14 protein-coding genes and 4 pseudogenes are annotated in these 22,821 nt (G+C 52.1%); 15 read left to right on the forward strand and 3 right to left on the reverse strand.

The annotated features are described in order from the left end of the window. The first annotated feature begins 193 nt into the window (after positions 1-193). From JI735_RS35970 to tyrS, 8 genes and pseudogenes are all read left to right on the forward strand, one after another. The gene (locus tag JI735_RS35970; protein WP_233475945.1) at positions 194-814 is read left to right on the forward strand and encodes a hypothetical protein; all 621 of its coding nucleotides are present in this window, start codon (positions 194-196) and stop codon (positions 812-814) included. Further along, a complete protein-coding gene (locus JI735_RS18055; RefSeq protein WP_267919291.1) occupies positions 772-1,767 on the forward strand; it encodes an ABC transporter substrate-binding protein in 996 nt (331 codons plus the stop codon). Before JI735_RS35970 ends, JI735_RS18055 begins: the two co-directional genes overlap by 43 nt. A 111-nt stretch (positions 1,768-1,878) precedes the next feature. Next, the gene (locus JI735_RS18060; RefSeq protein ID WP_039838653.1) at positions 1,879-2,913 is read left to right on the forward strand and encodes an ABC transporter substrate-binding protein; all 1,035 of its coding nucleotides are present in this window, start codon (positions 1,879-1,881) and stop codon (positions 2,911-2,913) included. Further along, positions 2,910-3,905: a FecCD family ABC transporter permease gene (locus JI735_RS18065; protein ID WP_039838652.1), complete on the forward strand. Its 996-nt coding sequence runs from the start codon at positions 2,910-2,912 to the stop codon at positions 3,903-3,905. Before JI735_RS18060 ends, JI735_RS18065 begins: the two co-directional genes overlap by 4 nt. 47 nt (positions 3,906-3,952) lie before the next feature. Beyond that, positions 3,953-4,944: pseudogene (locus JI735_RS18070) on the forward strand (FecCD family ABC transporter permease). Between the two features lie 22 nt (positions 4,945-4,966). Next, a pseudogene (locus tag JI735_RS18075) lies at positions 4,967-5,820 on the forward strand (ABC transporter ATP-binding protein). Positions 5,821-5,859: 39 nt separating this feature from the next. Next, positions 5,860-6,651, forward strand: coding sequence for a hypothetical protein (locus JI735_RS18080; RefSeq protein ID WP_202676265.1), 792 nt, complete (start codon positions 5,860-5,862; stop codon positions 6,649-6,651). A 485-nt stretch (positions 6,652-7,136) separates the two neighbouring features. Further along, positions 7,137-8,396: a tyrosine--tRNA ligase gene (gene tyrS, locus JI735_RS18085; RefSeq protein WP_039838643.1), complete on the forward strand. Its 1,260-nt coding sequence runs from the start codon at positions 7,137-7,139 to the stop codon at positions 8,394-8,396. A gap of 794 nt (positions 8,397-9,190) precedes the next feature. On the opposite strand, the gene JI735_RS18090 is transcribed toward tyrS, so the two are convergent. The 3 genes from JI735_RS18090 to JI735_RS18100 form a co-directional block, all read right to left on the reverse strand. Beyond that, positions 9,191-9,772, reverse strand: coding sequence for an LOG family protein (locus tag JI735_RS18090; protein ID WP_020427795.1), 582 nt, complete (start codon positions 9,770-9,772; stop codon positions 9,191-9,193). 289 nt (positions 9,773-10,061) lie between these two features. Then, positions 10,062-11,471, reverse strand: a complete 1,410-nt coding sequence (locus JI735_RS18095) for a M14 family metallopeptidase (protein ID WP_051052239.1) — start codon at positions 11,469-11,471, stop codon at positions 10,062-10,064. Next, positions 11,468-13,033 (reverse strand): S8 family serine peptidase, encoded by a 1,566-nt coding sequence (locus tag JI735_RS18100; RefSeq protein ID WP_051052238.1) that lies wholly within the window; start codon positions 13,031-13,033, stop codon positions 11,468-11,470. The genes JI735_RS18095 and JI735_RS18100 overlap by 4 nt, the downstream gene beginning before the upstream one ends. A 707-nt stretch (positions 13,034-13,740) precedes the next feature. Between JI735_RS18100 and JI735_RS18105 the strand changes: the two genes are divergently transcribed. The 7 genes and pseudogenes from JI735_RS18105 (at position 13,741) to JI735_RS35985 (ending at position 22,809) form a co-directional block, all read left to right on the forward strand. Then, on the forward strand, positions 13,741-14,169 hold the full coding sequence (locus JI735_RS18105; RefSeq protein WP_202676266.1) for an endonuclease: 429 nt from the start codon (positions 13,741-13,743) through the stop codon (positions 14,167-14,169). A gap of 33 nt (positions 14,170-14,202) precedes the next feature. Then, positions 14,203-15,201 carry a S8 family peptidase gene (locus JI735_RS18110; RefSeq protein ID WP_039838641.1) on the forward strand — a complete coding sequence of 333 codons (999 nt, stop codon included), beginning with the start codon at positions 14,203-14,205 and terminating at the stop codon, positions 15,199-15,201. Positions 15,202-15,260: 59 nt separating this feature from the next. After that, entirely contained in the window at positions 15,261-15,410 is a 150-nt protein-coding gene (locus JI735_RS35975; RefSeq protein WP_233475946.1) for a hypothetical protein, read from the forward strand. Between the two features lie 98 nt (positions 15,411-15,508). Further along, positions 15,509-16,330, forward strand: coding sequence for a M4 family metallopeptidase (locus JI735_RS18115; RefSeq protein ID WP_233475947.1), 822 nt, complete (start codon positions 15,509-15,511; stop codon positions 16,328-16,330). A gap of 349 nt (positions 16,331-16,679) precedes the next feature. Next, on the forward strand, positions 16,680-18,245 hold the full coding sequence (locus JI735_RS35980; protein WP_233476491.1) for a condensation domain-containing protein: 1,566 nt from the start codon (positions 16,680-16,682) through the stop codon (positions 18,243-18,245). Between the two features lie 515 nt (positions 18,246-18,760). Further along, positions 18,761-18,970, forward strand: a pseudogene (locus tag JI735_RS37900) (phosphopantetheine-binding protein); the annotation flags it as partial. Positions 18,971-18,988: 18 nt separating this feature from the next. Beyond that, a pseudogene (locus JI735_RS35985) lies at positions 18,989-22,809 on the forward strand (amino acid adenylation domain-containing protein). The last annotated feature ends 12 nt before the right edge of the window (positions 22,810-22,821 follow it).

Here is a 22,821-nt window from a genome sequence, read left to right on the forward strand (position 1 = left end):
GAAGTGTGTGCGGTACGCGGCCAGACCACCTCCAATACCCATATATATCCAATATAACATATGAATATTTGTTTTGTAATCACTATAAAAAAATAATAACAAAATAAAAAAAGTTCAAATTTAAAAAGGATTGTCATAGCAGGCGATTAAACCTAAAATGTAGTGAGAACTATTCTCAAATGGAGGGCGAAATATGAACGACATGCATCTGGAGATGTCCGGCTATCTCTACAGGCTTTCCGGACGGCTTTCGCCGGGCGGGGCCGGTTATCTTCATTCACTGCTGCTGCTGTCCGGTAAAACGGAGAGTTTTGTCCGGCCTATCCGCCGTCCGAAAATGCTTCAGACCGCAATGATTATTCCGCCAGGGGCTGACCTTTCAGCCTTCACCGGGGGCTGGGAGCGAATTCTGGTATTAAGTTTTTCTATGCTTCAGGAGAGCCCGGGCGGGCGGCATGTTCCGGTCTGTCTGGAGCAGCCCATTGAGTTCAGTCCAGTCCCGGGGTGCTCGCTGATGGATATCGGAATGGAAATCAGTGAAAAGCTGGATGGAGATGCGCCGCAGCGCATGAAGGCAAACATCCTGTTCCAGGAACTGCTGCTTGCCTTGTTCGAAGGGTCCTCCGGCCCGAATGAATCCGCTCAGGAACGGGCTATTGCCCAAACCGTTGAATACATGCACCGCAATTATCACCGCAGCGTCAGCCGGGAACAACTGGCAGAAGTGGCGGGGATGAGCGCCGATTACTATTCCAGGTTATTCAAAAAAAGCTGGGCCAGACACCGGTTGAATTCCTCACCGGAATCCGGCTGAAGCACGCCAAGCAGGCGCTGCTCTCCACCAAAGAATCCTTCCGCGCCATTGCCCAGAGCGTCGGTTTTGCCGATGAGTTCTATTTCAGCCGTAAATTCAGGACAGCGACAGGAGTGTCCCCCTCCCATTATGTCCGCCAGGTTAAGGCTGCACAGCGGATTGTTTCCCTGCAGCATCATTTGACCGGACATCTGCTGGCGCTGGGCATCAAGCCGTATGCCGCTTTGGTCAACAGCTATTACCCGCTCAGGTTGAAGGAGGTACGGGACATTGGCCATTTCCGTCCCGATCTGGACAAGCTGGCAGCGGTGGAGCCGGATCTTATTTTTACCTGTGAGGTGTACGACGAGGAGACGCAGCAGAAATCCAGAATGTTCGAGCACATTGCCCAGACGGTCACGATTCCATTTTTCGAGGATTGGCGTACACAATTGCGCAAGGTGGCGATTGCCACCGGGAGGGAAAAAGAAGCCGAGGACTGGCTGCAGCATTATGAGCTTAAGGCACAGCAGACGCGAGCGGCTCTTTCACCTTTTACGGAGGGCAAGTCGGTGCTCATTGTAGGGGTAGGCAACGGGAGAATATGCCTGTTCGGCCATAGAAATGTAGGTGCGGTCCTGTACGGGGATTTGGGGCTTCAGGCCCCTGACGGCCTTGGCGACATCCGGTTGTACCGGGAGATTGACTATAGTGAGATTTATAGCTATGATCCGGACATTCTGCTGCTGACCAGCTTTCGCAACGACGGCAGCCCGCTGACGAAGCTGGCAATCCGGGAAAAAATCCGGCAGATTGAAAGCGATCCCCGCTGGATGGCTATGAAAGCGGTGCGCAGCAGCAAGGTCTACTCCTTATTTGAGGAACAGCATTTATATACCCTGTACTCCGCATATTCGCATAATTTGCTGCTGGATAAGCTCCTGGAGCTGTGGAGGACGGAATTGTCCAAATAATGAACGCAAACGGCTATGTTCACCCCACGCTCTTTTTCTATAATTAATAATGAGAATCAATATCATTTACAAAATTCTCATAACTATAGAGAAAACGGGGGAGTAAAGTCAATGAAACGTACCGGATATAGCTGGAAAAAAGCGTGGATGGCCGCTATGCTGTTCGCGGTTATGCTGGTTGCCGTAGGCTGCGGGCAGAATCCGGGAAGCGCGGCTGAGGAATCCGCACCGCCGGCCTCAGAGCAGGCTGCTGCACAGGCCGCTGCGAACCCGGCTGAGAACAGTACTGAACCGGCATCCGAAGAGGTGCGCACCATCAAGCATGAAATGGGAGAGACGCAGATTAAAGGCACTCCTGTGAGAATCGTCAGCCTGTACCAGGGGGCGAATGATGCTTCAGTTGCTTATGGGGTCAAACCTGTCGGAATTGTGGAGTCGTGGCTGGAGAAGCCGGTCTATGAATATCTGCGTGCAGATTTGGGCGATATTGCCCAGATTGGAACCGAGGTTCAGCCCAATCTGGAGGAGATTTACAAGCTGAAGCCGGATGTGATTTTTGCCAACAAAATCCGGCATGAAGCGATCTACGACCAGCTAAGCCAGATTGCGCCTACAGTGATGACTGGTGAGGTGTACGACTGGAAGTCGACCGTGAAGCTGATGGGCGAGGTGCTGAACCAGCAGGACAAAGCGGCTGAGCTGATGGGTAAATGGGACAGCCGGGTGGCCGACTTCAAGCAGAAGATGGGTGACCGGCTGCCGATTGAGGCCACAATCACCAACTTCCGGGAAGACCATGCGCGGATATTCTACATGGGGTACGCCGGGGGTATCCTGAAGGAGCTTGGATTTACGAGACCGGAGGGCCATGACGCTGACACCTGGGGCGTGCAGCTGACCTCCAAGGAGAGCATCCCGGATATGAATGCCGATGTGATTTTTAACTTCAATTCCGGTACAGATGAAGCTGCGGTCAATAAGCTGTATACGGACTGGACGAGCCATCCGCTGTGGAAGAACCTGGATGCGGTCAAGAACAATCAGGTGCATATGGTGGATGAGGTGGCCTGGAATATGGCAGGTGGCATCCTGTCGGCCCATCTGATGCTGGACAGCCTGTATGAAATGTTTGATTTGCCGAAATGAGCAAGCGCAACACCTTGCTGCTGCTGATCCTGGTTCTGCTTCTGTGCGGGGCCTTCACCGCCAGCCTGATGCTGGGAAGGACGGTAATGTCCTGGAGCACGCTGGTTCTGGCCTTTACCGATTATGATGCGGGTGCCGTCGATCAGCTGATTGTGCGCACGGAACGCCTGGCGCGTGCTGTCATTGCGCTGGCGGTAGGTGCATCACTGTCCGTGGCAGGCACCCTGATGCAGGCGATGACCCGCAACCCGCTGGCTTCGCCGGATGTGTTCGGGATCAGCTCCGGTGCCATCCTGCTGGTTGTGCTGGCAGTGCTGGTGAATCCGGCAACGCCGCTGTCTGTCCTCTCTCTCTACGCTGTTGGCGGAGCCATTCTGGCTGCTGTGATCGTCTATGCGCTTGGATCGCTGGGACGCGACGGGCTGACACCGGTCAAGCTGGTTCTGGCCGGCTCAGCCATTACCGCGTTATTCGCCTCCTGTACACAGGCGTTGCTGGTGATGAATGACTCAGGCCTGCAGGATGTGCTGTTCTGGCTGGCCGGATCGATCAGCGGACGTTCGCTTGAGAATGTGCGTCCTCTGCTTCCATTCATCGTATTAGCCGGATTGATTGCGGTGAGCCTGGGCCGTGCGCTGAATCTCCTTACAACCGGCGAGGATACCGCCAAAGGCCTGGGCCAGCGGACCCTGCTCGTCAAGCTGCTGCTCGGCGGCTTGATCGTTGTACTCGCAGGCGGTTCGGTGGCGATGGTGGGAGCGGTCGGCTTTATAGGCCTCTTCGTGCCCCACATGGCCCGGGGGCTTGCGGGGAATGATTACCGCTGGGTGCTGCCTTTCTCTGCCGTGCTGGGAGCGGGATTATTACTGCTGGCGGATGTTGCCGCACGGCTGCTGATTCAGCCGTCGGAGGTTCCCATCGGGGTGATGACGGCTGCGGTCGGGGTGCCGTTCTTTATTCATGTGGCCCGCAAGGGAGGTGCATGGAGATGATCAGATTGGTTAATCCGCGCACGAAGAAAAGCGGCGTGTACTTTCAAATGGAGCGTACAACCGTATGGGCGCTGGCAATCGGGTTTGCGCTGTTTGTTACAGCTGTTGCTGCGGGAACCGGGTGGGGGAACGGTTATATTTCACCCCCGGATGTGCTGCGGACGATATTCGGCAGCAGCCAGGGGAATATGACTTTATTATTATGACCCTGAGGCTGCCGCGGGTACTTACCGCACTGCTTGTCGGCTCGGCACTGGGCGTATCCGGTGCGATTCTGCAGGGGGTCATCCGCAATCCGCTGGCCTCGCCGGATATTATCGGGATTACGGGCGGAGCGTCGGCGGCAGCCGTAGCCTTCATCACCTTCCTGAGCGGCAGTGTGAGCATCAAGCTGCTGCCCGCCGCCGCCGTAGCGGGAGCGCTGATTGTATCCCTGCTGGTCTATGGCTTGTCGTGGAAAAAAGGGGTGACGCCCATCAGGCTCGTGCTGATCGGCATCGGCCTGTCGGCCGCAGCGAAAGCGGCCACGACATTGATGATTGTCATGAGCCCGGCGATTTCCGCCAGCAAAGCCTATCTCTGGATGACGGGCAGTGTGTACGGGGCTTCCTGGGACAACGTGCTCACAGTGCTTCCGGCTGTGCTCGCCGGAATTCCGCTGGCCCTGTATTTTGCCCGCAGCTTGAACGCCCAGGAGCTGGGCGATGATGTAGCCGGAAGCCTGGGGGTCACCGTTCAGCGGCACCGCTTTGTGCTGGTGCTGATCAGCGTAGCACTGGCCGGCTTTGCCGTTTCGGTAGCCGGTGCTGTCGGCTTCATCGGTCTGATTGCTCCGCATCTGGCCCGGCGCTGGACCGGAAGATTGTTCGGCGGGCTGCTGGTGATGTCGGCATTGACGGGCGGGCTGCTTGTCTTTCTGGCGGATCTGATTGCCCGGACGCTGTTCTATCCGCTGGATATTCCGGCAGGGGTATTTACAGCAGGAATTGGAGCGCCGTTCTTTATTTACATGCTCTTCCGGAACCGGAATCAATGGTAGCGACAGTAAAGGGGGAGAGGCATTGGCGACACTGGAAGCACGTGGTTTAACAGTATCCTACGGTTCCAAGACTGTAATTCAGAATCTGAATGTGCAAATCCCGAAAGGGCGGATCACCGTGCTCATCGGCGGCAACGGCTGCGGCAAATCGACGCTGCTGCGCACGCTCGCCCGGCTGCTGAAGCCGGGCGGGGAGAAGTGCTGCTGGACGGCGGGCGCATTGCCCGCTTGTCCACGCGGGAGGTGGCCAAGGCGATGTCGATTCTGCCGCAAGGGCCAACGGCTCCCGAGGGGTTGACTGTGCGGCAACTGGTCCGTCAGGGAAGGTATCCGCACCAAAGCTGGCTGAAGGCATGGTCGGGAGAGGATGAGGCCATGGTGCGCTCAGCGCTGGAAGCAGCTCAGGTGGCGGATCTGGCCGATCACACAGTGGATTCCCTCTCCGGCGGCCAGCGGCAGCGGGTCTGGATTGCGATGTCTCTGGCACAGGGGACAGATCTGCTGCTCCTCGACGAGCCGACCACCTATCTTGACCTGGCGCATCAGGTGGAGATTCTCGATATGCTGTATGAATTGAACGAGCGGGAGGGGCGGACCATTGTCATGGTGCTGCATGATCTGAATCTGGCCTGCCGGTACGCCCATCACATGGTGGCTGTGCATGCGGGGAACATCTACGCCGAAGGGGCGCCGGAGAGCATCATCACTTCTGAAACGGTTAAAGCGGTGTTCCAGCTCGACTGCGAGGTGATCCGCGATCCGCTGTTCGGAACACCGCTCTGCATTCCCCACGGGAAAGGGAGAAGGATAGCAGCAGAGGCCGTAACGGGTTCTCTGCCTCTGCCGCAGGAGAAAGTACTGCTGCAGCGGGGCTGAAACCCGGATAGATTAGAAGCATCCTAAGGAGCTGAGTATATGGGCATTATGGATTTTTTGGAGCAGCGGTACGGCATTACCTTGCTTCCAGCGGAGCCTGAAGCCATTGTCATTCCGGCAGCAGAGCTGCTGCAGGCTTCGCGGATGGAAGAATTTCTGGATCATTACCGCAGCCTGCTGCGGGCGGACAACAGGCAGCCGGCGGCAGCTTTTACCGCCGTCAGCTTCGGCGGGGCGGGGCTCGCGCTCCAATATTGTGTATCAGTCCGTGACAGCACCCCCGATTTCTCACTAGACAACCTTGTCCTGCAGATGAGCCTCAGCAGCAAACGGCCTGACCTCTCCTTCCGCCCGCTGCACTGGCGGGAGCGCGAGAGCCCTGAAGGCGAGCTGCCGCGGCGTCAATGGCTGGCCGAAGTGCTGGCCGGCTTCTATGGCGGCCAGGCCAGGCCGCTGCTGGAGAGCCTGTCCGCCGCAAGCGGTCTGCATATCAGCCAGCTGTGGGGCCAGCTGCCTACCTGGTTCTACCGTGATATCCGGCAGCTGCTGGAGGAGGAACGAAGGGAGCGGATCAAGGCCAGAATCTCTGACGATTACCGTTTTTTACAAGAAGGCTTAGAGGCCCGGTCCGTGTTCGGCCGTCCCAGAAACCCGTTCGCCGCTCAGATCCGCGCCTTGGAGCCGCTGGTCGACCCGAACAGATTGCCTCTGATGAAGACAGCCTGCTGCCTGAACTATATGACGGAGGATTACGGCTACTGCTACACCTGCCCGCGTCTGAATGAGGAGCAAAGAACTCTTGTGGCGGAAAGCTACCGGGCCCGGCATTGACAACAAATTTCGAATTGACTATACTTTCAGTAATCATATAGCTGACATACGTTGAACGAGACAGTAGCAGCCTTTGTCCCTGTCACAGAAAGCCTGGGGGATGGAACCCTGGCACACACATGGACTGCGAATTACACTCTGGAGTATCTTGGGTAATGCCAAGCGGAAATCAAGCGAACGATACCTCGCTTAAGAGTGGTGCGGACTCTGCCGTCAGGCCGTTCGTGCAATCTGGGTGGTAACACGGTTAATTATAATCGTCCCTGTGTCTGAATAGACAAGGGGCGATTTTTTGTGCGGAAAGATAAGGATCTCTATGGTTCACACCCCCTGTGACCCTTATGGTTCACGATGAAACCAAAGCATCCCTATAGGGCGGAGTAGCCGTTTCAACTCGCTTGAGCTACCGGAATTAGAGTGCAGCGCTGCTTGTTTCAGCGTACAGCGGATGGATACGAAAATATGGACAAAGGGGCTGTATCAGCTTGAACATTATTGATGAATTGGAATGGCGCGATGCGATTAACCAGCAGACGGATGCGGAAGGACTGCGGGAATTAACGAATACCAAGTCAGTGTCACTCTATTGCGGTGTTGATCCTACGGGCGACAGCATGCATATCGGCCATCTGATCCCCTTTATGGTGCTGAAACGCTTCCAGCTTGCCGGACACCGTCCGGTGATCCTGATCGGCGGGGCTACGGGAACGATCGGTGATCCGAGCGGACGGCAGAGTGAGCGCTCCCTCCAGACGCTGGAACAGGTGCAGGCGAATGTGGACGCCCTGACGGCGCAGATGAAGAAGCTGTTTGTGACGGAAAGCGACAATCAGGTGCGTATGGTCAACAACTATGACTGGACCCACAAGATTAACGTCATCGAATTCCTGAGGGATTATGGCAAAAACTTCAGCATCAACACCATGCTTGCCAAGGATGTTGTCTCCAGCCGTCTGGACAGCGGGATTTCGTTCACGGAATTCGCTTACCAGATTCTGCAGTCACTGGACTACCTGCACCTGTACCAGCATGAGGATGTGCAGCTGCAGGTCGGCGGCTCTGACCAATGGGGCAATATCACAAGCGGTCTGGACCTGATCCGTAAAAAAGAAGGGGCGGACGCCAAAGTATTCGGCTTGACCATTCCGCTGATGCTTAAATCGGACGGAACGAAATTCGGCAAAAGCGCAGGCGGCGCGATCTGGCTTGATCCGAAAAAAACGACCCCATACGAGTTCTACCAGTTCTGGGCCAACAGCGACGACCGCGATGTGGTGAAATACCTCAAATACTTCACCTTCCTGACCCGGGAGGAAATCGAGGCGCTGGCGGAAAAGGTGCAAACCGAGCCGCATAAGCGCGAAGCGCAGAAGGCGCTGGCCGAGGAAATGACCCGCTTCGTTCATGGCGAGGAGCTGCTGGAACAGGCGAAGCGTATTACCGCAGCCCTGTTCAGCGGCGACATCCGCTCCCTCACTGCGGAAGAAATCGAGGAAGGCTTCAAGGAAATGCCGACCTACACCTCCGGCAAGGAATCCAAGAACATCGTGGATTGGCTGGTCGATCTGGGCATTGAGCCGTCCAAACGCCAGGCGCGTGAGGATATCACCAAGGGAGCGATTTCGCTCAATGGGGAGCGCGTCACCGAACTCGGGACGGAAGTGACGGCTGAAGACGCCATCGGCGGGCGCTTCATAATCATCCGCAAGGGCAAGAAGAATTACAGCCTGGTCAAGCTGGCCTGAGGCACACAAGGAATAGCAGCAGCAGGCATAGGGCTGTCACAGACGCGGGACTTTTCTGCGGATGGGGCGGCCCTGTATGTTCTTGCTGAAAAGACACTGTCCCTAGACAGTCGCCGAAGCCGTTCCTGTTTGTACAAGGAAATTATACAATGCAAAAAGTGTGGATCACATGGCTTTGCAGTAGGGAATGCAGAATCTGGACAGGCGCGGAAAACTGGGGAAGAATTAAGTTCACCTTTTTCACTTGAGCTGCTGACCGGGTCAAAGAGGAATGAAATGAAGAGCGGCTACACTGTCCAATGAAGGACTGCGTAGCCGTTTTATTCTTGTATAGGTAATTATACTTGGAAGCCTCAGAGAATATAAGCGATGCAGGAGGATTGGGCACCATCCGCGGACTGAAGCGGACAGAGGAGCCCTTATTTTGCCAAAAATCTTGTTTTATCAGCAGTTACGGACTCAGGAGCCGTTATATCGTTCGATGGAGCCTGGAATAAAGGGGAAAGGGACAAATAAAGGCAACTGAGTCCGCTGTCCTGCGGAATAGAGGAATCTTCTATCAATAACGGCTTTCCGGTCCGTAACGGCTGCGGATCGATCGCGAAGGGAGCTCAGCGTGTCCGCAGAATGACCCACACCATAATCATACGGCCCGCAGTGCGTGTCTTAACCACGCGATCCGATCAAGCGTTGTGCATGTGGTGTAACAATATGAGATCTAAGCAATGCTATTTTTCTTAACCCGGCGGACCCGGTCTATTGTGGACTATAAGGACTTATGTGTTCTGCACTAATCAGGTACGCTCATCCGTGAGGTACGTCTTCACCGGCGGCGGGGAATAGTTCAGGAATTGCCGGATCATGCCCTCGGGAGAGACATCGGTGAGGACCATGGACCGGTGTTTGTCCGGCATGAACTGCTCCCGGGCCATTTGGTCAAACAGGGCAATCAGCGGATCATAATAATGATGTACATTCAAAATTCCGCAAGGCTTCTGATGCAGCCCCAATTGCGCCCACGTAAAAATCTCAAAGTACTCCTCCATCGTCCCCGGGCCGCCCGGCAAAGCGATGAAGCCTTCAGCCAGCTCCGACATTTTTAATTTGCGTTCATGCATCGAATCCACCAGAATCAGTTCCGTGAGATGCTTGTGTTCGATTTCCCGGCTTTTGAGAAAATGGGGGATGACCCCGATCACGTCCCCTCCGGCTTCCAAAGCGGCGTCCGCCACCTCACCCATGAGGCCGACAGTCGCCCCGCCGTAGATCAGGGTGATGCCGTGTTCTGCCAGCACTTTTCCCAGCGCATGGGCGCTTTCTTTGTAGACGGGTGAAGCTCCATCACGTGACCCGCAAAAAACAGCAATGCTTTTCATAGGTGAATAACTCTCCTTTGCTTGAGTAAGATCAACTCACCGGAAGCCGTCTCCAGGAGTACACTTCTAACGGTAGCACATTGATGAGCTTAATGCACTTCCTTCTGTCTGAATGGGAGTAAGGAATGGGGCTTCTTTATTGGAGAAGAAAGAGAGGAATGGGGAGCTGGCACCGGCGCTGGAATCGATAGTGGGTATTTACATGTAAGTCCATATGAAACAATAAAAGGACTGCCGCTGTTCTCCGGCAATCCTTTTATTGTTTGATTTATTGGATTTTCATTAGATCTCAGCGGATTGCTTTTTCTACAGTTTGATTGTTCTGCTCTTTAATTTGGGTAGCAGCGTACAAGCACATTTCTGTTAAAGCGGCACTAACATCATTCATGATTTTTCTCATCTCCTGGTAGGGAGGAACGAATTCCCCATCGGGTGAGCCAAATTCAATCGTAAACGAGTAAATTTTAGCGCGTGCCGGATTTATCAAATGTCTGCTATAAGCGTAATCATCTGAAGTAGCTGAAGTTGGGTATAGTCCGACTGCCTGCTGAACGGTATAGCTTCGATTTCGAACCGAACGCAGAGCGTCGTTCATTCGATGGGCCAGCTTGATCTCTATGTGTTCATCCTGAACTTCGATGTATTCCTTGTAATCGCCGCTATCGTTTCCTTCCACTTTGCCTCGTTTGCCGTCAAACTCTGGATTTTTGAAGTTCTGTTCCGGTTGATTACTCTGGTTATTATCATCTCCCCAGTTATACAGGATTAATCCTCCAAAGCTGTGTATGTCTGTGAAGTATTGAATGTTGTCATAGATATCCAAAAGATACTTTACATTCTGCGTCTCCGGCTCAGAGAAGGGGGAAGGACCTTTATAAATATAGCTTGAAAGATCGTTAGATGAACCAATTTCGCTGCTCCAGAGAAAGTCGAAATTACGATTGAGATCAACACCCATGGGCAGATGCGGACCGTTAGGCCGCCTATTTTTTCTCCACCATACGTTCTGATGATTTTCCGCTAAATCTGCAGATTGAGAGTAGACCTTGCCATCTGGATTCACCTCGGGAAATACATAGATGTCCAACCGGTCCATTAACGTTCTGATTTGCTCATGCTCATATTTTTTACCACCATAAGTAACAGGTGTTTTGTCGTGATAAGCTCGAAGTATTTGCGTCAGAAAATGTATACAAATATCGGAGCCACCCCATTCCCTTGCGTGTACATTTCCTAAAATGAGCACACCTGTCCGATCTGCCTGAACTGTCGTCCGAAGCCGGAGAGCCCGGCATTTGCGGCCTTCCCAAGTTGGATGCGGGAGATCAATCAAAGTAACGGTTTCCGGATATTGCTGCTGCAGGCCCGTAATGAAGCTATCAATTTCCTCAACTGTCAGATAGCCTAGAATCGTTCTTTCCTTGGCCTCTGTTGCATTTGCAGGATCAGCAAAACGGTTGACAGGAGAAACTTCCTGAAGCCGATCGGCGGCCTGCTTGGTCAGATCCTCTTTTACTTCAACGAAGTATCCGGCTTGGCGGATTCGATGAATTTGATCCTCACTAAGAATTCCTTGAATAGAGAAGTGTTGGTCGTTCTGTACTACAGCAGAATGACGATTCAGATCTAGATCGAATTGGTTTAGCGCCTGCAGTTTTTCTAAGGAATTCGTAATGATCAGCGTTGAGAAGAGCTTCATATGCCAGTTCCCAGCCGTTTAGCTTCTTGCACGGCTTTTAGTGCATTTACCCGTCCGTAGCCATACAAATCGCTATGCCGGCCTACAGCAGTTTCGCGGGCATACGATGCAGGATCACCGATCTTATCTGCTGTGCGGGCAAGGATTTCTTTTACTTGCTGCAAGGTGAGAGCCGGGTTTGCCGATAACATCAAACCAACGATACCAGCTACAAGAGGAGAAGCAGATGATGTTCCTCCAAATCTTCCCGTGTAGTTAGAATCCTGAAGATCGCTGGAGCTGCTTCCGCGGTTGTAACCTTTGTTGCCTGAACGGTCTGTTGTAATAATCCCCTTGCTTCCTCCATTAGAAGGAGCGGAGATCCAGACTTCATTGCCATAATCACTATAATAGGATCTTTCACCGCTATCTGTACATGCAGCGATCGCCAATACATCGGGGTTGGCAGCATATTGATCACTGGACATCGATTGGTCGCCATTTCCGGCTGCCCAGCAGATAACTACCCCTTTTCCGTTCCTTCCTCTTGTTGCTGCGTTATGAATGGCTGCTCGAACGAGCAGTGGCAACGGATATTCCCCATCGGTATTAGGATTGTTAGTATCTGGTGGTCCCCAGCTGCAGTTGATCACATCTGCACCTTCACTTACAGCCCAGTCGAACATTTCGGCTTCAGCATTCACGCCCAAGTAATCAGGAGAACGTATGGCTATTATCTGGCTGGCGGGAGCAGCTCCATATGCCTTAACACCAGCAGCGGCGGCGACTCCGGCAACAGAAGTGCCATGATTATCAGATGTGAAATTCGGATTTCCATCGTTCGGGAGATTAGGGTCACTGTAATCACGCTGTTTCACAATCCGATTCTGAAATTCCGGGTGAGAGGTTTCTACTCCATCATCCATAATGCAGATGGTAACACCTGCACCCTTGGCAACCTCCCATGCATCAGTGACTTTTGTATGCTCCAAATGCCATTGCTCCGGAAGGTAATCACTCCCTGAGCGTTCGGTTACGTTGGCTTGTTCCGCTAAAATGACATTAGACGTGGTGTCTCTTACATGTTTTTTGCGGATAAAATTGGGTTCAGCTTCAATTGCCTCACCGGATTCATAATAGGCATTGGCTGTTTCCACTACACCAAGCTTGTTCTCACCCGGAATAATCTCCAGTCTGTACAGATGTTCATCGTAAGGCAGTTTCTCCACAATCTTTACACCGAATTTCTGGTTCATTTCGTTTATTTGGGATTCAGTGACCTCCGGTTTGAACTTGGCGTGAAACTCATTTGTTGCAATCATGTAATCACCGGCTGTTTGTTCAAAGACCGGCAGCTCATCACTGTCTGCAGTATCTGCAGTAAAATTGCGGCTGCTTGTCCCGCCTTCATAGATGCGGATTCCATATTGGGGAATGTTCACAATGGCTTTGCGGTCTGTGGTCATGGATTCAGTCCTAGCGTTGTGTTCATTTTCCGGGGGCTCTTTTACTGCAACTACATTCTTAGCTTTGGTAAGTGGAACGCGTTTTCCCTGCGAATAGAAAAAATCATCTTTTAACAAAACATTTCAACTCCTCTAGAATATTTCATTCAAAAATTATTATTGTGAACTCTTTTACGAAGTATTCGCCAACATACAAATCATTAACTTTGGATTAAGGTTGAAATAATTTCTAATTATTTGATATAAATACAATAATTTAATTTATAAAACAAAACACTTTGAAGGAATATAGGTTGGGCACAGCACAAGGCTATGAGATTGTTGATGTTGCATTTAATTTTTAAACACAAGGAGATGTAAATGATGGGTACAACTATTCGTCCGAACGATATGGCTGTGAACACAGCAAGCAAGCTGCAAATTCTGGATGCCAATCTGGAGAAATTCCGCAGAGAGGCCAGGGAGTATTTTGACGCTGCCAAAGACAAAGCGGATATAGAGCAGTTTTATGCGCAGCTGAACCGGAATGAGCAGGATGGAAAGGCTCTGTTTAATGCCTTGAACAAATTGCTTACGAGTAAACACGAGAATGAGATCAATTACAAAAAAAGCGACGATTATCTAAAAACCTGGGTTGATCTGCACGATGACGGACTCCTGCGAAGCATTTATTCCGGCAAAGAAGCCGAACCACATAAGGTTATTGAAGAAGACGAGGCCATGGTTGCTGCGGCAGATGAAATAAATTCACTTGGGCATAACGTAAACATTGAACATGTCGTGCCTCAATCATGGTTTGACAAAGCTGAACCAATGCGGGGGATATGCATCACCTGTTTTACTGTGATGTACAATGCAATTCATTTAGAGGGAATAAAGTATATTCCGACTTCTCCGACTTCAATCCCGATCAGTTCAGAACGGATTCAGTACGGGGTGATTGCGGAAAAGGTGAAGGCGGTGACGGAGCGACAGATGGACAATTCGAGCCTGAATATGCCAAAGGTGTAGTGGCGAGAGCGATGCTCTATTTCATTCTCCGCTACCCCTCTAAAATTGAGAAAGTGTATGTTATGAAGCAGGATATGGACGTATTGTTGAAATGGCACAAGGCTTTCCCGCCCAAACTGAAATTTGAAAAACACAGAAATCAGGCCATTTTTGAAATCCAGGGGAACCGGAATCCTTTTATTGATCTGCCCGAACTGGCTGATCGGATTGATTTCAGTGTGTATAAGCCATCTCAGCAATAATTAAGTGAAAATAAGCATAATGGAGGTAATCCAATGTCTTCAACAAGTACACTCATCAGCGATGGAGTAGAGCTTCAGCCTTTTCAAACAGCGGATGTAACGCGCCATATTAAAGAAATCCCAAAGGGGGTGCAAATGATCCAGGCACCGGCGTTTTGGGAGAAAGGACAATATGGCAGAGGTGTAAAAATTGCCGTTCTGGATACAGGCTGCGATAAAGATCACCCAGATCTGAAGGACCGGATTGTCGGGGGACGGAATTTTACCGATGATGACGGAGGAAATAAAGAGAGCTTCAAGGACTACAATGGACATGGAACCCATGTGGCCGGAACAATTGCCGCTACCAAAAACGACAACGGCGTGGTAGGCGTGGCGCCGGAAGCAAGTCTAATAATCCTGAAGGTGCTGAACCGTGAAGGGAGCGGCCGTCCCGAATGGATTGCAGAGGCGATTGATTATGCCATTGAGCAGCAGGCTCAGATTATCAATATGTCTCTCTCCGCCGGAGCTGGGCATGAGGCTATGCACGAAGCCATCAAGCGGGCTGTAGACAAAGGCATCATTGTAGTCTGTGCGGCAGGCAACAGCGAAAAGAATGAAAAACGTTATCCGGCAGCTTACAATGAATGCACCTCGGTAGGTGCAGTTGATTTTAGCGGAAAGCAAGCCCATTTCTTAACGGAGAATAATGAGGTCGATATAACGGCCCCCGGTGTCAATATATTGTCCTGCTATCCCCTTGATCTGGTCCCCAATCGCAACGAGCCCTATAAAGTAATTTCGGGTACTTCGATGTCTTCTCCCCATGTTGCAGGGGCTTTGGCCCTTGTGCTCAACTATTATCAAAGCGAAACCCAATTCAACCGCACATTAACTGAAGATGAGCTGTATGCGCAGATTGTCAGATGCACCCTTCCACTGGGCAGTCCCAAAACATCAGAAGGCAACGGCTTGCTTTTTTTAACTGCCCGGGAGTTGTTGGCTGAGTATTGGAGAAACAATAAACCAGACTTAACCCAGTATTCGTAGGCTATGCAGCATAAGGAGGTTTCTCACCGTTAGCCCAAAAACTGCAAAGGAGCATCAATATGAGCGAACATTTTGAACGCGAGGAAGGGTTCATTCCTAAATATATACTGGAGGAATTAGCGGAAAAAGGGGATGAGGATGCCAAGCGAACACTTGCTGGTATGCAGGAATTGGCTATGAAGGAGGACCAGGTAAAAAAAAGAACATAGAAAGTCAGGCGGGAAATAATACATTAGAAGCTAATGCCAGTGTTTACCCCAAACGCGGTGTGTATGACAGTCAGGGCACAGGAGAGCTCCAGCATAAGTTGGCCCGCCAGGAGGGAGACCCTCCGAACAGCGATCAGGTTGTAAACCTTTCTTACGATTTCTGCGGCAAAACGCTGGAGTATTTCAAATTGATGTTAAACCGGAATTCCATTGATGGAAATGGCATGGATGTCATCAGTAATGTTCATTTTAGGAAAGACTACAATAATGCAGTGTGGTTACCCAGCCAAAATCAATTGGCTCTGGGTGACGGAGATGGAAAACGCTTCATTAATCTGGGAAGGAGTATAGACGTTGTGGCCCATGAAATGGCGCACGGTGTTACCGAATATGTCAATCATCTTGACTATACGAGACAATCCGGAGCGCTAAATGAGCATTTCTCAGATGTCATTGGAACTGCTGTGCAGCAGTATGTAAAAGGACAAACAGCACAAACAGCCGACTGGCTCATCGGTGATGAAATAGTTGGTTCTGAATTTCGAGGCAAAGCTCTCCGATCCATGAAGGAGCCGGGAACGGCCTATTTCGGGGACAGGCAGGTTGCCCATTTCAGCAAGTATATGGATATTCCGTTAAGCGATGACGGAGGCGGCGTGCATTATTTCAGTGGGATACCGAATAAAGCCTTTTTTCTCGCTGCGATGCAGCTGGGGACAGACCCGGCAACGCTTTTATGGTACACAGCTTTGCATGACCGTGGAACCATACGCCGTGACGCTAAGTTTGTTGATCTGCTTAAGGCCCTTCTTATCGCAGCAGAGAAGCTGATCCGGCAAGGGGAACTACCACAATCCGCAATCTCGGTTGTGACAAGCGCGTTCAGTGAGGTGGGTATTCTCTTGCCTGTTCATGCCTGAGGATGAAATGAGAGCTTGATCCAAGACACCGGTGGCTGTTATTCAGGCAGCCGGTGTTTTTAAGTTGTCTTAAATAGTTAAGCTATATATTTCAGGCAAACGGTTGACACCAGCGCAATTACTGATTATACGGCAGCCACCGCAGCCACTTTAAACAGGTTCAAAATGTTTGTACCCTATCGGACTATTGGAAAACATCCATATCGTAAAATAGATGTTAAATTTTATAAAATAAGAGAATTTAGGTAAAACATCATTGACACAAAATCCCATTGCAAGGTAAAAATCTTATATAAGATTATTTGTAACAAAAATTACCTATGCGAGGGGGAGTGGCTTAGTGAGCAAAATGTTTGTTCGTTCATCAAGTGCCTCAAGCGGCACTAATCAAGCGGTCTATCAGCTGGTTTCAAATGTAACGGGTCATAGGATCGAAGATTTGAATTCGGATATGTATCTGGAAGATGATCTGGGGCTGGATTCCATCAAAATGATTACCTTAATGAATGAATTGATCGGACTGGTCCCGGCAGAGCAAATGGAGGATTTTACGGCCGCATACCCGGTGACTGTCTTGATGGGTCTGCAAACCGTCGGCGAGCTTGTGCAGATTTTTGAGGAATGGGAACATGCCCGGCAGCAAGGGGCAGAGGTGCAGACTGCGGCCAGTGCTGTGCTTCAAGTGCAAGAGGATACCTGGCCGGAGCACCCTGCAGTCCAGATTCATTCCGCTCCCCCTGATCTGCGCGAACAGTTGAAAATAGAGGTTTGCAGGCTGATTTCCAGCATTACCGGACATAAGTCCGAAGATTTGCATACCGATATGGATCTGGAGCGGGATTTGGGCCTGGATTCCATTAAAATGATTACCTTAATGAGCGAGATGGTTTCATTGCTCCCTGCCGATTCAGCCGGCGGACGCAGCGAAAGCACTATAGCGGCGTCGCTCATGTCCATGCATACGGTTGGAGATATCGTGGAAATGCTGGCCGTCCGCAACGAGGGAAACAGCGGTACGCCGGCGGTTGCAGGTGACGGGAACACTTTTGTGGCGGAGATTCCTGAAAATGAGCCTGAATTTCTTGAAATATTACATTCCCAATATTTATTTCTGATTACTTATTTGTCGGTAGCCAACCTGACCATAACGTCAGGGGTGCGCGTGAGGGGGAGACTGGATGCCGACAACCTGCGGAAGTCGTGGGGCGAGCTGATCCGCCGCCATCCTGTACTGCGGGCTGTCTTCATCACGGAGCCGGCGAACGCGAGCTTGAAGGGGTATCGCCTCCAATTACTGAAGGCTGCAGTGCCGCCGGAAATTCCCGTCCTGGATATCAGACATCTGGATGAACAAGCGAGGCTCCGGTGGATCTCGGAAAGGTTCGAAGCCTCGCTGAATGAGAAATTGGATATCACCCGCTGGCCGCTGCATTCTTTGTCAGTTATCCAGACGGCCGACCTGGAATACGAGCTGATTCTGGATATTAACCATATGATCTCGGACGGTCTGGGCAACCAGCAGATTCTGAGAGAACTGTTGGAGATTTACGGAGCCGGGTCGCACAACAAAGCAGCCAAGCTGAGGCCCGCGCTGCCAGCCGGGGAATATAACCGCATTGTATCTGAAATCAATGCCTGGAATGCCCCGGAAGAGATGGAGGCGCTGGACCGGTATTTGCAGCAGCAGGGCCGCGGAGCCTACTTCTTCAACCCCGGCGGGGCAAGCCGCAAGGCAAATGCAGCAGGTGCTGCCGGAGCCGTAATTCATTCCCGCAAATACTGGATCGGCGAGGAAATAACAGCACGGCTGATTGCCTCTACCAAGACCTGGCGCACTTCTCTTTTTATTCTTCTGGTCAGCGCCTATCTTAAGACGATCAAGCAGCAGGGGAAGAGCGGAATCGGATTATTCTGAATCTTCCGACAGGCGGCAGGCTCTACCCCCACACGGATGCTTCGGAGGTGCTCAGCGCCTTTGCCCAGAATCTTGCACTCAGCTTCACCTGCGGGGATGCAAATGAAGAATGGGAATCATTAATTAACAGGACACATGAAGAATTCACCAATCAACTATCCTCAGGCATAGACAGGGCGCAGACCTACAGAGCTGCGCAGTATGCTAAAGACACCATCCATCTGCAGAACGGCGTTATGCCGGAAGCGGTGGCCTCCATGATCCGCTCTACGTTGAAATCAAACCTATATCTTTCATTTGTAGGCAATACATCCATACACACGCGATACGGGGATTACGAAGTTTACGATTATGAAGCTTATACAGGAACCAATCCGGGAACGATTGACTGCCTGGCTGAATTGTTTCAAGGCAGGCTGATGATCACGGCCAACTATGACAGCAGCTTTTTTGATGATGATTATATCGGGGAGCATATGGACAGGTTCATGGATAACCTCAGCCAGCTTGCCGGAATGGGACCAGTGGGCAAGCCGGTGCTTGCCGCAGCAGATACCGAAGGGCCGCATAGTGCGGAAATAAGAAAAAGGCTGTACGGAATAGTCCGGGATATTTCCGGAACGGCGCTTGACGAGGAAGCCCTGCTCAAGGATATGGAGGCAGAACTCGGGATGGATTCCCTGCAGCGCATCCGGCTGATTACCAGGCTGGGTAAAGTATTCGGGCATGCCGACAAGGCGTCATTGCTTGAATGCAGGACTCTGAATGAAATCATTACCCACATTTCACATGTTAATAATGCGATTGAACCGGCAGACCGGGACTCTGCTGCAGAAATTCCCTATCTCCATATTTCCCGGCAGTGCAAGGCAACTCCCGATGCAGTTGCGATATTAGACGGCACCAGGGAGGTTACCTACCGTGAGCTGGACGAACAGTCCAACCGGCTTGCGCATTATTTAATTTCACAAGGGGTGCGTTCGCAGAGCCTGGTCGGCATTCTGACGTTCCCTGGCCATCTTATGCTGATCGGAATTTTGGGAATCTTGAAGGCGGGTGCGGCTTATGTGCCGCTTGATCCGATGTATCCCGCTGACCGGATTGAATATATTGCGGAGCATGCGCAGCTCAGTATCCTGCTCACAGAGCAGTCGCTGCAAAAGCAGACAGACCCTATAGTTCAGAAGAGTCCTTCTATCCGGAAAGTGATCTTTCTCGATGAAGGGTATGAAACCCACGGCCATTTTGAACAGACGGGAACGGAAGAGTGGCAGAGCTGCCCCGCCGGTGATCTGCGGGTGGACAGCGCCCCTCATGACCTGATGGTTGTTCTATATACATCGGGTTCAACCGGGAAGCCCAAGGGAGTCATGCTGAATCACCGCGGCTATATGAACCGGCTGGAATGGCATCAGCAGACCTTCTGCCTGCAGCTTGGCGAGCGTGTGGCCCAGAAGACCTCCTGCTGCTTCGATATTTCCGTGTGGGAGCTGCTGTGGCCGCTGATGTACGGCGGAACGGTATGCCCCGTAAGGCAGGAAATTGTCAAGAATCCCTGGAGCCTGGCCCGGTGGATGACGGACACCGGAATTAATGTCATGCATTTCGTGCCCTCCTTGTTCGGTGAATTTGTAGATTCATTGGAGGATGAGAGCTATACATTTCCTGCGCTTCGCTGGCTGATTTTCAGTGGAGAGGGGCTGCCGCTCCGCCCGGTGCAGAAATGGATGGACCGCTATGGAAATAAGACGAAGCTGGCTAATCTGTATGGTCCTACCGAGGCTTCTATCGATGTTACTTTCCATATCATTTCACAACGGCCGGGTTCAGCAGGCGAGAGGAGCATTCCTATCGGCAAGCCGATTCCCGGCGTGTATATCAAAAATCTGGATGAGCACATGCGCGAAGTGCCGGAGGGTGAACTTGGCGAGCTGTGGATCGGCGGCATTCAACTGGCCAAAGGGTATCTGTACAACCCGAAAAAAACCCGCGAAGCCTTCCACCCCAACCCGTTTCCGGAGATTCCGGGAGAATTTATCTACCGCACAGGTGATTTGACGGTCAAAAGGGCGGACGGAAGCTATGAGTACCATGGACGCACCGACAACCAGGTGAAGCTGCGCGGATTCCGTGTGGAGCTGGGCGAAATTGAAGCTGTGCTGGGCAGCCATGACCATGTGGCCGAGGCGGCGGTGATTGTCACGCAGCCCGCGCCCGGACAACAGCTGCTGCTTGCCTGCCTGGCTGGCAAGCAGGTGCCGGACCAGGAGATCAAAAACTTCGCCGTCCGCAAGCTTCCGTATTATATGATTCCACATCGGGTGGAATGGCTGCCCAGGCTGCCCAAGAATCCGAACGGCAAGCTGGACCGCAAGGCGCTGAGTGTTATGTTCAGCGGGACAGGGCAAGCGCCTCAAACGCCTCAAGCTTCAGAGCTCCAGGTTCCTCCGGCGGAGCGTGAGCCGCTGAACGCAGGGGACCTGCTCCCGCTTGCGCCGGCGCAGAGCTGGCTGATGAATTATTTCGATGATCCATACTGCTGGGCGGGCTATACCCGCTTCCTATACAAGCAGCCGCTGGATTTACAGCAGTTCAAGCAGGCTGTCATGATGCTGAACCGGCGCCATGACGCGCTGAGAAGCATTCTGGAGCGGAAGGATAACGGCTTTGAACAAAGGTTCCTGCAAGGAGAGCTGGGGAGCAATGTGGATTTCTATGATGGAAGCCATATGGAAGAAGCTGAAAGAAATGAAGAAATCGGGGCGATTCTGACAGAAGCGATTCAAGGGTTCCGGGTGGACCAATGGCCGTTATGGCGGATCATTGTCGTTCAGGTATCGGAAGCGGTCTATGAGATTGCGGCGGTCGGGCATCACCTGATTTCGGATGTGGTCACGAATCAGCTGCTGCTGCAGGAGGTCTGGCAGATTTACGCTTCGCTGAGTCCGGGAGCCCGGCACATAAGCTTTCCCGATGCCAAACCGTTTGCCGATTTTGTCCGGGCGGTCCAGGAGAAAAAAGAATCCACGGGAAAGAGTACGCAGGCTACTGGTCCACACATTTCCCTCCTGAATCCGTGTGCAGGCTGCCGGCAGATTTCATCAAGGGCCCCAACGACGAACAGTCTGCTGCGACTCAGCGCTTCACTTTTGACCGGGAGCAGACCTCGCTGCTTCTGACCAGGGCCAAGAAGCATTTCAACAGCAATGTGTATCCGATTTTACTGGCTCCCCTCTATAAGGAGTTGAGCGTTTTTTTCGGACAGCCGGAGGTTGTGGTGAGCCATCGGGTGCACGGAAGAGAATTGGGCAGCGGACAGAATTTCATGCAAACACCGGGCAACTTTGCCGTGAATTTTCCGCTGGGCATAAATGTGGAGAAGGACAGCCATTGGAGCAATCTGATCGCAAGCATCCGCAAAGGCCTTGAAAATGTGCCGCTTGGCGGAGTGAGCTATGATCTGGTATCCGAGAATCTGCCGCGCTACATGTACCCGGATGTGAAGCTGACTCCAATCCGGGCGAACTATCTCGGAAACCGGGATGCCCCCCGCCTGCCGGGCCTGGAATTTTCCAGAGAAGGCATGGACCGCAGATTTTCACTGCCGGGTCAAAAACGGATATCGGTCATTGAATTCTTTTTCTCCATTGAAGAAGGGAAGCTGACCGTTGAGATCGAGTACTCGGCCAATCTTTATGCTGCCGCTACGATCCAAAGTCTGGCTGAGCAGTATAGGGAGCAAGCCCTTGAGCTTCTGGAGTCCATCCAGGATACCCCGGTGCTGCCCCCGGCTCCCAGAAAAGGACTGCTGGCCAACAAAGTAGCGGTCATAACGGGCGGCAGCAGAGGCATCGGACGGAGCATAGCCCTGTCCATGGCCGGTGAAGGGGCCGACATTGTGCTGGTATCCAGATCCGGGCAGCAGCTCCGGGAAACCGCAGATGAAATCCGCCGGCTCGGGGTGAAGGCCATGTCCGTATCCGCCGATGTGAGTGACGCTCCAAGCGTCAATAAGGCGGTTGAACAGATTATTGGAAGCTTCGGCCGTATTGATATTCTTGTCAACGGTGCCGGAATTACCGGCATGGCGGCGATGGCCGACATGAGTCCGGGGGTGTGGGAGTCGATCATTCAGGTGAATCTGCTGGGAACCTATCATTTCTGCTACGCGGTGATCCCTTATCTGATCAAGCAAAAGCAGGGCAAGATTATCAACATCGGCTCGGATTCCTCATTTATCGGCTATCCGATGATGAGTGCATATGCGGCATCCAAGCACGGGGTGCTCGGACTGACCCGTGCACTGTCAGAAGAGCTGAAGAACAGCAACATCCAGGTGAACGCTGTATGCCCGGCGCTCGTGGACACCGATATGGCGCCGGCGGCGTTCAAGAAGCGGGCAATTCCGCCGTCCGGGGTTGCGGACTCGGTGGTGTTCCTGGCCTCTCCGCGTGCGGACTATATTACCGGCGAGGCTGTACAAGTCTACGGCAAGCAGGATATGCACTGGTTCGGGGCACAGCAGATGCAGATGCTTCAGGCCGTGCAGCGCAGGCAGCCGTAATGGAGGCGGCAT

This window comes from Paenibacillus sonchi, from assembly GCF_016772475.1.
Lineage (GTDB): Bacteria > Bacillota > Bacilli > Paenibacillales > Paenibacillaceae > Paenibacillus_AQ > Paenibacillus_AQ sonchi.